The sequence below is a fragment of the Halobacillus sp. A5 genome (assembly GCF_024189315.1).
GTDB lineage: Bacteria > Bacillota > Bacilli > Bacillales > Halobacillaceae > Halobacillus_A.
Map to the genome: position 1 here is coordinate 58,922 of NZ_JAIZEO010000005.1, position 14,180 is coordinate 73,101.

16 protein-coding genes and 1 riboswitch are annotated in these 14,180 nt (G+C 41.6%); of the genes, 5 read left to right on the forward strand and 11 right to left on the reverse strand.

The genetic code is table 11. From position 1 onward, the window contains the following. Positions 1-6: 6 nt before the first annotated feature. The 4 genes from LF822_RS18290 to LF822_RS18300 form a co-directional block, all read right to left on the reverse strand. Complete coding sequence (locus LF822_RS18290) at positions 7-672, reverse strand: Dph6-related ATP pyrophosphatase (RefSeq protein ID WP_253925543.1); 666 nt, start codon at positions 670-672, stop codon at positions 7-9. Positions 673-1,105: 433 nt separating this feature from the next. Next, complete coding sequence (locus LF822_RS23180; protein WP_371925972.1) at positions 1,106-1,183, reverse strand: putative holin-like toxin; 78 nt, start codon at positions 1,181-1,183, stop codon at positions 1,106-1,108. Positions 1,184-1,538: 355 nt separating this feature from the next. After that, positions 1,539-2,528, reverse strand: a complete 990-nt coding sequence (locus LF822_RS18295; RefSeq protein ID WP_253925544.1) for a bile acid:sodium symporter family protein — start codon at positions 2,526-2,528, stop codon at positions 1,539-1,541. After that, entirely contained in the window at positions 2,525-3,916 is a 1,392-nt protein-coding gene (locus LF822_RS18300; protein ID WP_253925545.1) for an FAD-binding oxidoreductase, read from the reverse strand. Before LF822_RS18300 ends, LF822_RS18295 begins: the two co-directional genes overlap by 4 nt. A 184-nt stretch (positions 3,917-4,100) precedes the next feature. Next, a riboswitch (TPP riboswitch) is annotated at positions 4,101-4,204 on the forward strand. 94 nt (positions 4,205-4,298) lie between these two features. Between LF822_RS18300 and LF822_RS18305 the strand changes: the two genes are divergently transcribed. The 4 genes from LF822_RS18305 to LF822_RS18320 are packed head-to-tail and all read left to right on the forward strand — an operon-like array spanning position 4,299 to position 7,891. Further along, complete coding sequence (locus tag LF822_RS18305; protein WP_253925546.1) at positions 4,299-4,901, forward strand: Ykof family thiamine-binding protein; 603 nt, start codon at positions 4,299-4,301, stop codon at positions 4,899-4,901. Then, positions 4,898-5,476, forward strand: a complete 579-nt coding sequence (locus tag LF822_RS18310; RefSeq protein WP_253925547.1) for an ECF transporter S component — start codon at positions 4,898-4,900, stop codon at positions 5,474-5,476. The genes LF822_RS18305 and LF822_RS18310 overlap by 4 nt, the downstream gene beginning before the upstream one ends. Beyond that, positions 5,473-7,125 carry an ABC transporter ATP-binding protein gene (locus tag LF822_RS18315; RefSeq protein WP_253925548.1) on the forward strand — a complete coding sequence of 551 codons (1,653 nt, stop codon included), beginning with the start codon at positions 5,473-5,475 and terminating at the stop codon, positions 7,123-7,125. The genes LF822_RS18310 and LF822_RS18315 overlap by 4 nt, the downstream gene beginning before the upstream one ends. Further along, the gene (locus tag LF822_RS18320) at positions 7,112-7,891 is read left to right on the forward strand and encodes an energy-coupling factor transporter transmembrane component T family protein (protein ID WP_253925549.1); all 780 of its coding nucleotides are present in this window, start codon (positions 7,112-7,114) and stop codon (positions 7,889-7,891) included. The genes LF822_RS18315 and LF822_RS18320 overlap by 14 nt, the downstream gene beginning before the upstream one ends. 257 nt (positions 7,892-8,148) lie before the next feature. On the opposite strand, the gene LF822_RS18325 is transcribed toward LF822_RS18320, so the two are convergent. The 4 genes from LF822_RS18325 to LF822_RS18340 form a co-directional block, all read right to left on the reverse strand. After that, the gene (locus LF822_RS18325; protein ID WP_253925550.1) at positions 8,149-9,363 is read right to left on the reverse strand and encodes a M24 family metallopeptidase; all 1,215 of its coding nucleotides are present in this window, start codon (positions 9,361-9,363) and stop codon (positions 8,149-8,151) included. A 73-nt stretch (positions 9,364-9,436) separates the two neighbouring features. After that, on the reverse strand, positions 9,437-10,147 hold the full coding sequence (locus LF822_RS18330) for a GntR family transcriptional regulator (protein ID WP_256522335.1): 711 nt from the start codon (positions 10,145-10,147) through the stop codon (positions 9,437-9,439). Further along, positions 10,140-10,535 (reverse strand): VOC family protein, encoded by a 396-nt coding sequence (locus LF822_RS18335; RefSeq protein ID WP_253925552.1) that lies wholly within the window; start codon positions 10,533-10,535, stop codon positions 10,140-10,142. Before LF822_RS18335 ends, LF822_RS18330 begins: the two co-directional genes overlap by 8 nt. A gap of 24 nt (positions 10,536-10,559) precedes the next feature. After that, positions 10,560-11,465, reverse strand: coding sequence for an NAD(P)/FAD-dependent oxidoreductase (locus tag LF822_RS18340; protein WP_253925553.1), 906 nt, complete (start codon positions 11,463-11,465; stop codon positions 10,560-10,562). A gap of 124 nt (positions 11,466-11,589) precedes the next feature. Here LF822_RS18340 and LF822_RS18345 point away from each other — a divergent pair, with 124 nt between their 5' ends. Continuing rightward, the gene (locus LF822_RS18345) at positions 11,590-12,531 is read left to right on the forward strand and encodes an alpha/beta hydrolase (RefSeq protein WP_253925554.1); all 942 of its coding nucleotides are present in this window, start codon (positions 11,590-11,592) and stop codon (positions 12,529-12,531) included. Between the two features lie 144 nt (positions 12,532-12,675). Here LF822_RS18345 and LF822_RS18350 read toward each other — a convergent pair whose 3' ends face one another. The 3 genes from LF822_RS18350 to LF822_RS18360 form a co-directional block, all read right to left on the reverse strand. Next, a complete protein-coding gene (locus LF822_RS18350) occupies positions 12,676-12,981 on the reverse strand; it encodes a hypothetical protein (protein ID WP_253925555.1) in 306 nt (101 codons plus the stop codon). A 71-nt stretch (positions 12,982-13,052) separates the two neighbouring features. Continuing rightward, on the reverse strand, positions 13,053-13,700 hold the full coding sequence (locus LF822_RS18355) for a FusB/FusC family EF-G-binding protein (RefSeq protein WP_253925556.1): 648 nt from the start codon (positions 13,698-13,700) through the stop codon (positions 13,053-13,055). Positions 13,701-13,729: 29 nt separating this feature from the next. Continuing rightward, positions 13,730-14,101 carry a VOC family protein gene (locus LF822_RS18360; RefSeq protein ID WP_253925557.1) on the reverse strand — a complete coding sequence of 124 codons (372 nt, stop codon included), beginning with the start codon at positions 14,099-14,101 and terminating at the stop codon, positions 13,730-13,732. Between the last annotated feature and the right edge of the window lie 79 nt (positions 14,102-14,180).

Below are 14,180 nucleotides of genomic sequence, written 5' to 3' on the forward strand. Positions count from 1 at the left end.
AACATTTTATTTATTCAAATCATAATGGGCAAACCTTCCTGCAAATGTGTGAAAGATTTCACCTGTAGTAAACTCCACCTTCTTCTTAAAGATGGGTCCATTAAAGACGAAAGTATGAAATTCACCGTTCTCTCCGCAGGGATCCACATTACCGGGAAGCGAGCTGAGAAATTCCTTAGTAAAATTCCTTCCCACAAATTCTTCAGACAGCTTATCCGTATCCACAGTCGTCACAACTGCTTCAAAACCTGCATCTATAAACTGATTTGCTGCCACCGCCGTGTCTTTTTTCCATAACGGGTAAACCCCACTCATACCTAACCGCTGCAGAAGACCCTCACGATATTCTTTAATATCTTCAAGAAATAAGTCTGCATAAGCCACGGCGTTTATCCCGGCGCCTTTTAATTCCTTAAACTGCCTCCCCATTTCAAGTTCATACTTCTCGTTACCGGCTGCAGCCGGAAGCTGCACTTCATATAACTGACAGCCTAAAGCCTCGGCTTGAGAATGAATAAGCTCTCTTGTTACTTCATGAATCGGCAGACGTGCGCTTTCCAATGAAGTGGAGGATAGCAAGCCTCTTACTTTATATTCATTATTATTAATCAGTTGATACAGCGCAAAGGCACTGTCTTTCCCTCCGCTCCATGAGACGACCAATTCTTTCATGCCTTCTTTTCTGCCTCCTTCAGTTCTATTAACACAAGTTATGTTACATGTATTTTTTAAATATAATTCCTTAGGGCTTGAAATTCAATTAAGACTTAGCAAGTTGAAGCATGAATTCCTATTCAATTTACAAATACTTGAAATTCAATTAATTCAGGGAAATATCATCACTCTTGTTTAACAACGCCTTTTCAAAAAATAAATAACTTTTTTTCGAATTATTACACTCCAGGTTCTATACCGAAAAGAGGCGTCATATATTAATTTTGACCAACCAAACCCGTTAGTTTAACGTCAGGATAAGTCAATGTATTTTAGATATAGGACTACACCTACTTGATATCATGTAGAAATTAGCATATAATTGTAGTGAAAATAAAAATCCAAGGTGCCCCAACACCTTGGATTAAAGTCAGAATGAGTGATAAATTCTTTATTGTTTATTGTGTATCAGAACCGCTATCAGCATCCCAAAGCTGAGCATTACGCTTATTGCTTCAAACGGAGTCACAAGCCATCACCTCCCTCATAGAGGTATTACTCATTCTGATACAGGTCCTGCGATTTGAGTATAACATACGTTCGTTATAGTATGTGAAATTATTTCCATTTTTCTAAAAATTGATAAATTAGTATTGGTTATTAGTTACTAAATATGTAAAAATCACTGACGGGCGACCGTCTTTTTTTGTGCTTTAAATACAACACACTACATATTTCACCATATTTTTAGAATTATACAAAAAAGCAAACTCTAAAGCACAGAGTTTGCTCAGCCTATATAGAAAATTGCCAATCTATTTTAAATCACCCTCCTCTAACAGTTGGCCCCTTTCCCATACTTATTTTTTGAACCTTACGATTCTCTATTTACTCCCTGTCTGCTGAACTCTTTCCTTTATAGGGTTCACTACCCCGTCTCCACTGGATTCGACCGGCTTTTTTGACCATATTGTGGCGATAATCGGACCCGAGATATTATGCCATACCGCTGCAATAACACTGGGGAGTGCTGCCAGAGGTCCAAAGTGTGCTGTAGCCAGGGCTACTCCAAGCCCGGAATTCTGCATCCCTACTTCAATAGAAATCGCACGTCTTTTACTTTCATCAAGTCTCATAAACATAGCAGCTAAATAACCAAGAAGCAGCCCCATTAAATTATGCAGCATTACCGCAGAGAAAACGGTTAAACCTGAAGTCGCAATGCTTTCTACATTGGCAGCCACTACAGCCGAAACAATAATAATTATGGCAAGCACCGAAATTAGCGGAACGACGGTACTGCTCTTATGCACAGCTTTAGGGAAAACTCTTCGAATGATCAGCCCGAGGGTAATTGGAATTATAATTACCTGAACTATAGACATAAACATAGCGATTGGATCAACGGGCAGCCACTGCCCCGCTAATGTCAGTAATATAAATGGTGTAGCAATCGGGGCCAGTAACGTTGAAAGTGACGTCATAGCAATTGACAAAGCAAGGTTGCCCCGGGCTAAATAAACCATCACATTGGAAGCTGTGCCTCCTGGCACGGCTCCTAGTAATACTAAACCTGCTGCTAATTCACTTGGCAGCTGAAAGGCAAAGGCAATTGCCAGAGCCGCTAAAGGCATAATCAAAAATTGGGCAAGTACACCTATAACAACAGGGACAGGCTTACTTACCACCAATTTAAAATCTACAGGCTTTAGCGTTAACCCCATCCCAAACATTACAACTCCAAGCAGGATGGTGATGTAATTGTTTAGGAAAAGAAATGGATCTGGCATTAAATAAGCTGTAACAGCGATGCCTACTACCCAAAATGCAAAATATTTTCCAGCTGTTGCACTGAGTGCTTCTAAGAGTTTCATAACGTTTCCTCCCTGTTATGAACAAGTTTATGAGGATTAAGCCTTCCTGCCGGATCCAGAGCGTGTTTAATCTTTTCCATAACTTTTAGTGCCGGGCCGTGTTCCTTCTCCTGGTATTTCATTTTCCCAACGCCTACCCCATGCTCTCCTGTACAAGTCCCGCCTTTTTCTAACGCGTACTCCACGATTTGTTCATTCAACTGTTCTGCTTTTTTCACTTCGTCAGGATCATCGAGGTCCATCATAAGCAAAATATGATAATTTCCATCGCCCACATGTCCAAGAATTCCCCCATTTAATGCTAAACTGTCAATCGATTCACGTGCGTGCCTAATCGCTCCTGCCAATTCAGATATAGGTACACAAACATCTGTGACCATCAGCTTTTTGCCAGGGTTTCCGTGTATATAGGCATAAGCGAGATTATGTCTGGCTTCCCACAAACGATTTCTGGCCGCATTGTCATCTTCAAAATAGATCTCCTCACAATTATGATCCTTCACAATTTCCTGTGTGAACTCTACGTCATGTTTAAGTCCAGGTTCATTCCCGTGGAACTCAAGGAACAATGTCGGCTCTTCTTTATAGTTTGTTTCACTAAAAAGATTTGCCTGCTTCATGGACGGTTCGTCTACCAGCTCGACTCTTGCAATTGGGACTCCAGCCTGCAGAGTCGATACCACTGCTTCCACGGCATCATCTACCGAAAGAAAGGAAGCGCGTGCGGCTACGATATGTTCAGGAATACCATAAACCTTTAACGTTAGTTCGGTAATGCATCCTAATGTTCCTTCTGAACCAACAAATAAACTGTTCAAGTTGTAGCCAGAGGCAGATTTTTGCGCAAGATTTCCTGTATGGATAACTTCTCCATCAGCCAGTACCACTTCGAGATCACGCACTTGATCCCTCATCACTCCATACCTAACCGATGTAGTACCGCTTGCATTCGTTGCAGCCATCCCGCCTAATGTAGCATCTGCACCAGGGTCGACAGAAAAGAATAAGCCATATTTTTTAAGTTCCTTATTAAGCTGGGACCTTGTTACCCCGGGCTGCACTTTGACGAGAAAGTCACTTTCACGCACATCAAGCACTTGATTCATTTCTGAAAAATCAACTGTAATTCCTTGATCATAAGGTATGACGTGACCCTCCAGACTCGTCCCTAATCCATAAGGTACGACAGGACAATCGTAAGCGTTTGCAATTTTCACAATGGTTTCTACATCTTTTGTACTTTCAGGGAAAGTTACAATATCAGGAGGACTTGGTTTGTGATAAGACTCATCATGACTATGCTGTTCTAATAATGTTCCATTTTGAGAGACTTGATTGTCTCTAAGCGAATTCTTCAGTTCTTCCAATAAACTTTCAACTCTATTCATATGTAATTCTCCTTTATTATCAACTGTTGAATAGAATTATACGTAATAATCGGAATATTACAATACACTTTCAACTGAAATCGTTTCTTTCTTACTACTTATGCATTGCGCAGGCTTTACAGTTTACAAAAATCAATTCTTCCGCTACCATAAAAATGAAGTCACTTAAACTGCATAACATTTCGTCAAGCACTAGGGGAGCTGCGTCAGGCGGCTGAGAGGAGAAGACTCCGACCCTTATTACCCGATCTAGATAATACTAGCGTGGGGAAGTGCAGTCGACTTTCGTAAATCTTAAAATTGTTTCCCCTTTATCGATCGTAGACTGCATTCCCATGGGATGCAGTCTTTTTGTGCTTCAAAAATCAAAGGAGGAAAAATGATGAACGAACAATGTGGAAATTCACGTATTGCAGGGTGCTCTTTTTCAGTACACCCGATGTCTGATCACTTTATTGACCATATTCTGGACAGCCTTCAAGAAGTGGATACAACGAAGGTCTGGCTTCATACAGATGATGTAACAACAACAATTCGAGGAAGAATAGAACACGTCTTTGATGTGACGAAAGCGATTCTGCTTACCATTGCGAAAAGCGGCGTTCATGCTGCTTTCCAGGGAACATATTCGATTGGCTGTCCAGGTGATTCTTCTGGAGACGCATATATAGCGGAAACAAGTGAACGTGTAAATGAACCATCAATTCACTCGATTCAACAGCCGATCGCAGCTAAATTCTCCCTCTATCCAATGGGCGGAGGCCATTATATGGATACGATTTATCATCAAATAGACCATATGAAGGAAAATGGAGTAAACGTTTCACCTGCTCATTACTCCACCAGGCTTGACGGGGATACACATCAAATTTTCAACGGACTCGAAAGCGTATTTCGCAAAACGGAACAAAGCGGCTCCTCTCATACAGTAATGACCGTGACTGTTTCAGCAAACAGTCCTTCTGCAAAGGAGGAGGGATCATGAAGAATTGGAGACTGAAAGAAATTGTTGTAATGTCTGCCTTATCCGTGGTCTTCGCAGTCGTCTACCTGGCATTTTTACCTGTAGGAAAAATTCTCACCGGATTCTTCGGTCCAATTGGCTATGATTTTATTTTTGGTATTTGGTTTATTGTTTCAATTATCGCTGCCTACATTATCCGCAAGCCTGGGGCGGCTTTCTTATCCGAAACGATTGCGGCTGCGGTGGAAGTCCTGCTCGGGAATGCGGTCGGACCAATCCTGATTCTAACAGGTATTATTCAGGGGCTGGGAGCGGAATCCGCATTTGCCCTGACACGTTATAAATTCTATAACGTTCAAACATTAATGCTGGCAGGAATTATGTCGGCTGCCTTCAGCTTTGTTTGGAGTTATTTCACTTCCGGCTACGCTGCACTAAGCTCCTCCTATGTACTGGCTATGTTGATTATCCGGATGATCAGCGGAGCTCTGATCGCTGGACTATTAGGTAAAGCATTGAGTGATGCGTTAGCAAAAACCGGGGTCCTCTCAAGTTTCGCTTTGGGAAAAGAACAGCGAAGGAAGAATGCCGCATGACTAAGGAATTGATTCAAGTCGAAAACCTTACCCTTACCTATGAGGAGGAGGAAGCTCCCGTCTTTCAAAACCTGCAATTTACAATAAATGAAGGAGATATGCTCCTGGTGCTTGGAGCGAGCGGATCTGGAAAAAGCTCGCTCATTCAGTGTTTAAATGGTCTTTTCCCGAGGGAACTTGATGGCCGTATGGACGGTATAGTATCTATTCACGGGAAAGATACACGTCACTATCAGCCAGGAGAAATCAGCCGGCACGTCGGGGTGGTCTTTCAGGATCCCGAAACCCAGTTTTGTATGCTGACTGTTGAAGATGAAGTAGCCTTTGGTTTTGAAAACTTACGTACATCTCCAATTCAAATGGGCACAAAAATAGATGAAGTGTTGAATTTGGTAGGTTTACTAGAGGAAAAGGAAACCTATATTGCAGAATTATCAGGGGGACAAAAACAGAAATTAGCCTTAGCCTGTGTCCTTGCTATGGACCCAGAAATTCTAGTGTTAGATGAGCCGACTGCCAACTTAGATCCGATTGCTGCACAAGAATTTATAGGTACTCTCACCAATTTAAAAGTAAAGCACGGCCTGACACTTATAGTAATTGAACATCGGCTGAACGACTGGATACCGCTGCTTGAACGTGTTTTTATTTTACAAAGAAATGGTGAACCACTTTATGACGGGCCGCTTCGGGAGGGGATCGAAAAGCATGCTTCCGAGTTACAGAAGCAGGGTATCTGGATGCCTCTTGCCTCCCAGTTAACCCTTGCTCATAAAATACCCTATCATCAATTTCCGTTAACGATAAGAGAACTGGCCGCAGAGGCGAATGCTGAGCAGATCAATTTAAGCCAAGCTGACCTCCCTAATCACTTAGGAGAAAAACTAATAGAAACGAATGCGTTAACATGGAAGTCCGCAGGAAAAACAATCATCCAATCAACAGACATAAGTATTATTGAAAATGAATTCATCGCGATAGTCGGAGCTAATGGGAGTGGAAAAACTTCAATCACCCGTTTACTAGCAGGAATCACACTACCGACAAACGGTTCCGTCACATTTAAAGGGAAAAGACTGCCCCAATGGAAGGATCGGGAGTTATACCAGCAAATTGGATATGTGTTCCAAAATCCAGAGCATCAGTTTATTACCGATTCTGTTTTCGAGGAAATCGCTTTTTCTCTTCGGCTTACGGATAAGTCCGGTAAGGAAATTGCAAAAAAATGTGAGGAGATTCTATCGATTTGCCAGCTGGACCACGTTAAGAATAAAAATCCTTTCACTCTAAGTCAGGGGCAGAAAAGAAGGTTGAGTGTAGCTGCTATGATTACAAGTGAACAATCACTACTCTTACTTGACGAGCCAACGTTTGGCCAGGATGCTGGATCTACAGAGAAACTTATGAGCTTATTGCAGCAAAAACACAAAATGGGAACGACCATCCTCATGATAACGCACGATATGGATCTTGTTGATCAGTTGGCTACACGGGTAATCGTTATGAATGAGGGTGCGGTAATTGCAGATGTTCATCCAGGCGAGCTCTGGAAGCAGTCTCATCTAAGTCAATATCATATAGAATCCCCTTCACGCATGAAGCTTGCTGAACTGTTTGAGAAGAAGGAGGCTTCTTATGTACCTTCATAACGTAAATCCAAGTGTAAAAGCATTAACTATTCTGGGACTGGTCTTTGTTCTAGCTTTTCTTTTTGACCCGATTACACCTCTCCTATATGTGGTGTGGACGGTTCTTATTACGATGCTGTTTGGTTCATTTCGCAAAAAATATTATTTCATTTATTTATTCACTTTTTTCATTTTCGCTTTTGGGATGCTTTGGTCTTCCATCGCTTTTGCTGACGCCCCCGGAAGTCCGGCAGATCAAATTTCATTATTGGGCATAGGAGTACCTAGAGAAGATTTGCTTACAGCACTTTCCTTATCGCTGCGGATCATAGCATTTGCTTCACTCTCCTTACTCTTCATTTTCACAACGAATATGGTACAGTTTATTTTAAGCTTAATCCAGCAGTTAAAACTGCCTCCTAAGCTGGCTTATGGCATTTTGGCCGGATACCGGTCCCTGCCATTGATGAAAACTGAATTCCAGCAAATAAGAGCCGCCCATCGAATACGAGGGATGAATCATGCCTCTACGTTCAAAGAAAAAGTAAAGCAGTATAAGCGCTTTGTCATCCCTCTGCTTGCTGGGGCGATCCGCAAAGCCGAACGGACAGCGATTGCTATGGAATCAAAAGGATTTACCGGCGAGAGGAATCGTACCTACTACCATAACCTGTATGTAACAAAAAAAGACTGGCTGTTTCCTCTTCTCATGTTTACAGCACTTGGTGTATTAATCACTCTATCAATAGTTTTTAATTATTTCACCTGGTATAACGGTCAGTTATAAAAAAAGGATGATATGCTTTCCTGTCACCCTCAAGCTCCAATGGGTAAATATTTCTTGCATGATCAGGAAGGTTTTTAGGAAACGACTCCCTTTCCAAGGCCCCACCCAACGTACCGTACTTAATCGATCTTCCTATTTTAATGCCTCATCAGGCTTTCAGTGTAGTGCCCCCTTCAGGTTGGACACTTATCCAACCTGAAGGGGGCACAAATTATAAAAAAGCTTACAGGACGTAAGTAACTGGATGCAGTTCAGAGTTATTTTAATAGCTTTTGTTCAAAAGGGAAATCCGAGAAATTTTCTACGCCATCTTTCGTAACAAGAAGCTGTTCCTCTAACTTAACCCCTTCTTTTCCTAGAGGAGAACCTATATAGCTTTCTACGGAAAGTACCATATTCTCCTCAATCTCACCGTCATACCCTTTCTCCTCAAAGTCCTGCGGGTAAACAATATAAGGATATTCACCACTAAGTCCCGTTCCATGGGCCACAGTAAAGTAACGGTTAGGGAAGAACTCTTCCGGTATCTTCCAGCTTTTCTCGGCATATTCTCTAAATGACATTCCCGGCTTTAACAGGTTGAGGTTGTATTGAACTTGTTCATAGGCTGTTTGATACAACCGCTTTTGCTCCTCACCCGGCTCGCTGTCTCCGCAATAAAATGTACGGCTGATATCAGTAAAGTAGCCAAACGGACCATTCATGTCGGTATCAAAAGCGACCAATTCCCCTTCATTAATCACTTTATCACTGCATTCTTGAAACCAGGGATTGGTACGGTGTCCTGAGCTTAACAGCCGCGTTTCTACATAATCACCGCCTTGAGCAATATTCGTTTGATGAAGGTAAGACCATAATTCATTTTCCGTTATGCCGGGTTTCAGTGCCTCCTGCATTCGAATCATACCCTCTTCCGCAGTGCGGACTGAAATTTTCATCGCTTCTATTTCTTGTTTATTTTTAATACTGCGCGCATGTTCAACTGGCTCCTGACCGTCCATTACTTCGATACCCCGTTTAGCTAATTCGATGGCTCCTACAGACGGAATATAATCAACAGCAAGCTTCTTATTCTCTCCTGCATGCTGCCTCACAAGGTCTTCTATTTCTTTAGCCCACTGTTTAGCGTTGTCATATAAATTCTCTCCAGATGCGACATACGATAATGTAATCGCAGGACGTACTTCATCAATCGTTTCTAATCCTTCTGATAAATGCTCGCAGTTTGGAAAGTCAAATAGTGTCACCGGACCTTCTACAGGAATAAAAGCATATCGCGCCGGGTTTCTCAGCATAAACACTTGCATGTTCCTGCTTCCTGTTGCGTAGCGCAAATTCACCGGATCAAAAATCACAATGCCCCCGCAGCCGAGTTTTTTTAGCTGGTCGCGTACTCTGCCTAATCGGTATTGACGCATTCTCACAAGGTCAATCTGTGTCTTGTCATGCCGAATACTGTGAAGCTTTCCCATATAGTTTTACCGCCTTCCTTCTGTTATTACTTACATGTTATAATAAGATAATACATATTACAACAAGATGAATTTAGTTACTTATCTCAATTTTGTAATGGAAGTAAGAAGGAATGTATTTAGTACGACTATATTCTATTGGTTCCTGATCAAGCCCTAACGTGATGCGTTCGATATCTATCAATGCTTCCCCCGGGGTAATTCCGAGCAGATCAGCTTCATAACGGGTAGCATTGCTGGCTGTAACATTCTCTTTAATCGCTGCATAATGAATATTGTGGCGTCCGAGCTGAGGAAAGAGATCAAAAATGACATTCGATTGATCAGCCACCCTTTCACCAACCTTTTTCGGCATGAACATATGCTGAATCGCAATCGGTCTCCCGTCTGATAATCGAAGCCTTTCCAATTCATAAATCTCTTCTTCCTCCGAGCAAATCAGCTGAGCTGCGGCAAAATAGTGATAGGGACGAAACCCTTCTGATAGAACTTTAACAGTCATCCTTTCCCCTAATTCGTGATGCACCACCCCGGAGGTATTCATATTTTCACGAGGACTGCGGCGTACTTTTGTCGGTGCTCCTCTGCGTGTTTCTAAGATCCCCGTCTGGACTAAGTCACGAACAGCTTGTCTAATGGTGGTCCGGCTGACATTGTACTGCTCCATAAGCTGACTTTCAGACGGAATCGCTTCTTCTTCTGACCACACGCCCTCACTTATATTTCTGATCATTTTATTTTTCACCTGGACGTAGAGTGGCAATTTCCTCTGATTTTTAGACATCTTTACTTAATACACTCCAGACATCAAATTGATTCCCATTTAAATCATAGAAGACAAAATTCCTGCCTTTATGACCCCGATCTTCTATTTCACCAACCTGCACCCTATTTTCAATAAATTGGTTACGAATATTTTGTAACGCCTCCTCCCCGTCCACTTCAAATGTGAAGGCAAAGCGGCATCGTCCTTTTGCATCTGTGAAATTAGAAGTTTCCCCATATTTAGCACTAACGAGAAAGAAGCTTTGCCCTGCCATATTTACAATAGCTTTCTCCTCATCTTTATAGCTTAACGCTGCTCCTAATTTTTCAACATACCATTGAAGAGATTTCTCCACGTTACTCACCGGCAGGTATGTAGTCCCGACACGAACCAGTTGTTCGTTCATTTTTCCATCTCCCTCCTCTATTGATCAATCCTTGTTTTTCTGTTCTTTTAACAAAGTTTTATGAATCCATAAAGCTGCAATCGACGCTTCTCCCATAGCTGCTGTCACTAATTCTGAGTGAGCTGCCGCGTCCCCTGCTGCCCAGAGCCCGTTAACCGAAGTCATTTTAGTCTGCGGATCTAATACTAAATGTTTATTTTCCTTTGTCTCAGCACCCAGTTGTGCAGCGAGATCCGACCGTACAATATTTCCTCCAAATGCAGCGAATCCTTTTTCCGCTTTAATGATACGGCCTTCCATAGTTTCGACAGAACTAATTTCTCCGTGTTTCTGCGTTATCTTACGGACTCCTGTTTCTACTATTATAACTTTACGAGCTTCTAATGTCCGCTTCAATTGAGCAGATACAGGCTTCTGGTCATGATTGATGAAGGTGATATCTGAACTCCAATAAGTTAGAGTGTTGGCAAGTGAAGCACCCGTATCACCTGACCCCAGCACTACGGTTTTTTTGTTTTTCACTTCATAGCCGTCACAATCTGGACAAACATAGACGGATAGACCGAGACAAGGTTCGATCCCTTCAATCGCGGGAATATGATCTTTAACACCTGCTGCCAATAAAACGGTCCTGCCTTTAAAACTCAGTTGCCCGCATGCCTCAAACTCCCTGCTGTTTTTATGTAAATCTCGCACCTCATCGTTGTAAAAATGTACACCCAGCCGCTCCGCATGCTCGCGTCCTGCCTGACGTAATGTTCTACCGCTAACGCCGTGAGGAAAACCTAAAATGTTATTATATTTTTGACACAAAGTGGAGCGTCCTTCGCCACTATCAATCACCGCTACACTCCTCATATATCTTCCTAATTGAATAGAAGCCTGCAGACCAGCTATTCCCCCACCTATAATAATACAGTCATACCTCATATACAGACGCCTCATTTCAAATTATTTTTCTTACGTTTCCCTCTTCCCTGCAATTTACTATTTAAAGAAATAGTTCTATAATCTTCGTTCATAATAGAAATACATCACCTAGGAGGAAAGCTTCATGAGTATAGAAAAAATTATAGCCCAGCTGACCAATCTTGAGCACAAGCTTGACTTTCACCACCCTATAGAAATAAATGATGAAATAGCCGCCTATTTAAAATTTTACGGTTTGGATTTTCCTCATGTAGAATTTAACTTAGGTAAGCTGGTCGTGGATGGTACCGAGATTTCTGTTCAAATCTTCAGTCCGAAAAAAAGTAAAGCGACTGTTTTCCTTTTACATGGTTACTTAAACCACGTAGGACATTTAAATAAAATGATTAAACATTTAACCCAATTAAACTACCGTGTGATCAGCTACGACCTGCAAGGTCATGGTTTGTCCAACGGAGAACGAGCTACTGTTACAAGCTTCACTGATTATGTAACTACACTTGAGGGATTAATGGAAAAAGTAAAAATAGAAATGCCAGACCCTTTTTACGTTATTGGTCACAGTACGGGAGGAGCCATAATTATAGATTATCTATTAAAAAACCGATTCCACCCTTTCGATAAAGTCATTTTACTTGCACCCCTTGTCCGTTCAAACCACTGGTACTTAACAAAGGCCGCTTACGGCTTAATTCAGGTCATTCCCTTTATTAAAAGGGTAAGAAGGCAAATTAAAAAAAGAACGATGAGTAAAGAATACGTGGCTTTTTTAAAAAGTGATCCCCTTCAGCCAAAAGCAATTCCTCTGAGCTGGTTAAGGGCTTTAATGGAATGGAATAAAACGATTCATCATTATCCTCCGCTGAGCACAGAAATGCTCATTATCCAGGGGAATAAAGATGATACCGTTGAATGGCCTTATAACCTTTCCTTTCTTAATAAAAGGTTTGGGAATGCAACGATCATACTCCTGGATGAAGGACAGCACGAATTAATTAATGGAAATGCTGAAACTAGAGAGATATTGTTTAGTAAAATCGAAAAGTTTCTTAATGATTCTCTTTAAGAATTACTCTGTTGAATGCTCTAGTTAGTATTAAAGTAATAACAATGACGGAATCATGAATCATCTGCATTTCCGTAAAACTTACGGCAGACACTAACGAAAAAAGGCTTTTCCCATAAGAAAAGCCTCCATAAAACTTGCAAACTAGTACCGGGCACGCGAATAGCCACGTGCATTCTGGTCCTGCAGCTCCTTAAGCTGCTTCTGCAATTCCTCAATTTGCCGCTGCATGTTCTTCTGTTCCTGTCTTTCTTTTTTTTCTTCCTGCTGCTCTTCAAGTTCGTCTTGTTTGGCTTGAGCTAACGCAATCGACTGGCCCGCAAGAGTAATTGCATCCCCTGCAGTAACCAGCCACTGCCCGAATAATTGAAGCAGATCAGCAAAGTTGTTTTCGTAGAAATCACCGCTGTTCTCTTCTTCAAACTGATCATTGTCAAAAATCGTACTCATGCGATCCCCTTCTTTTTAGGTGCTCTTATATATTATGCCTGCCGGGAAGGAGTGACAAAGAAATGACCTGTCTAATTCTCCCCCTGCACCTCTAAACGCTCCAAAAATTCGTGCAGGGGCTGCAGCGAAGTAATTTTTTGATTGCACGTCATACTATCCTGACAAATGTAGTTCCCTCTTTTAACAGTATGGTGTTCGGACTCCTTAATAGTAGTCGTAAACATCCCCACTTTTTCGTACTCGTTACAAATCGAACAAATTCCTTTGGAAAGAGATTTAATAAAATCGCCAGTGATCCCCTTCAATCCAGATCCTTCAAGAAATACGATGAATTTCCTGTGAGCAGCAGGATCATTCCAACCTAAATAAGAAAGTTCACGACGATCAACATTCCGCAGCAGCGGGACTTTAAATTTCTTCTCTTGGGGAAACAATTTCTTAAGCTTTTCCTCTGGTATTTCAGGGAAAGGGATAACATAATGCTTCAGCTGGGACAACACGAGGACGGCATCTGCCTGATCTTCAATGATTGTTACTTTCTTAACCAAATCGGCCTGCGGTCCTGTCAGTCCTTCAAACTTATTGAACACTTTTTCTTCAGAGATGGATTTAAGTGCTTGAATAACCCCTGTATCATTAACGGTAGAATGGCCATTGATTAAATGGACCGTTTGATTTTTAATAAAATTAAACTGATCGCTGCGAATGAACGAGTTCAAAGTAATTCCTCCTTTTGGGGAGTGATTATCTATTTATTAAACTCAATCAAATTACCATCTGGATCACTTATAAAAACCTGGTGCCAGTCCGTTTTATTATCAGGTTTGTTTACAAAATCAACATTGTGCTTCTCTAAATTATTAATAACTTGGTCCATGTTCTTCGCTCTAATCGCAAAGTGACCGTCACGGCTGTCGATTTCTGTAGTCCCTCTCAATGTGTTTCCTTTTTCATGGACGATCAAGTGGATCTGCGTCATACCAACCTGATACCATGCGCCCGGAAATCCAAAATCAGGCCGTTCTTCACTTTTTTCAAAACCTAGAATTTCTCCATAAAAATGCTTTGCCCGGTCGATATCAGTTACAATAATCGATACATGATGTAACCCTTCATACATGGCGTGCAACCCCTTTCTTTATATTTTCATCCTACTACAATCTTTTATGAAAAGTCATATGAAAAAGTACTCCATATGC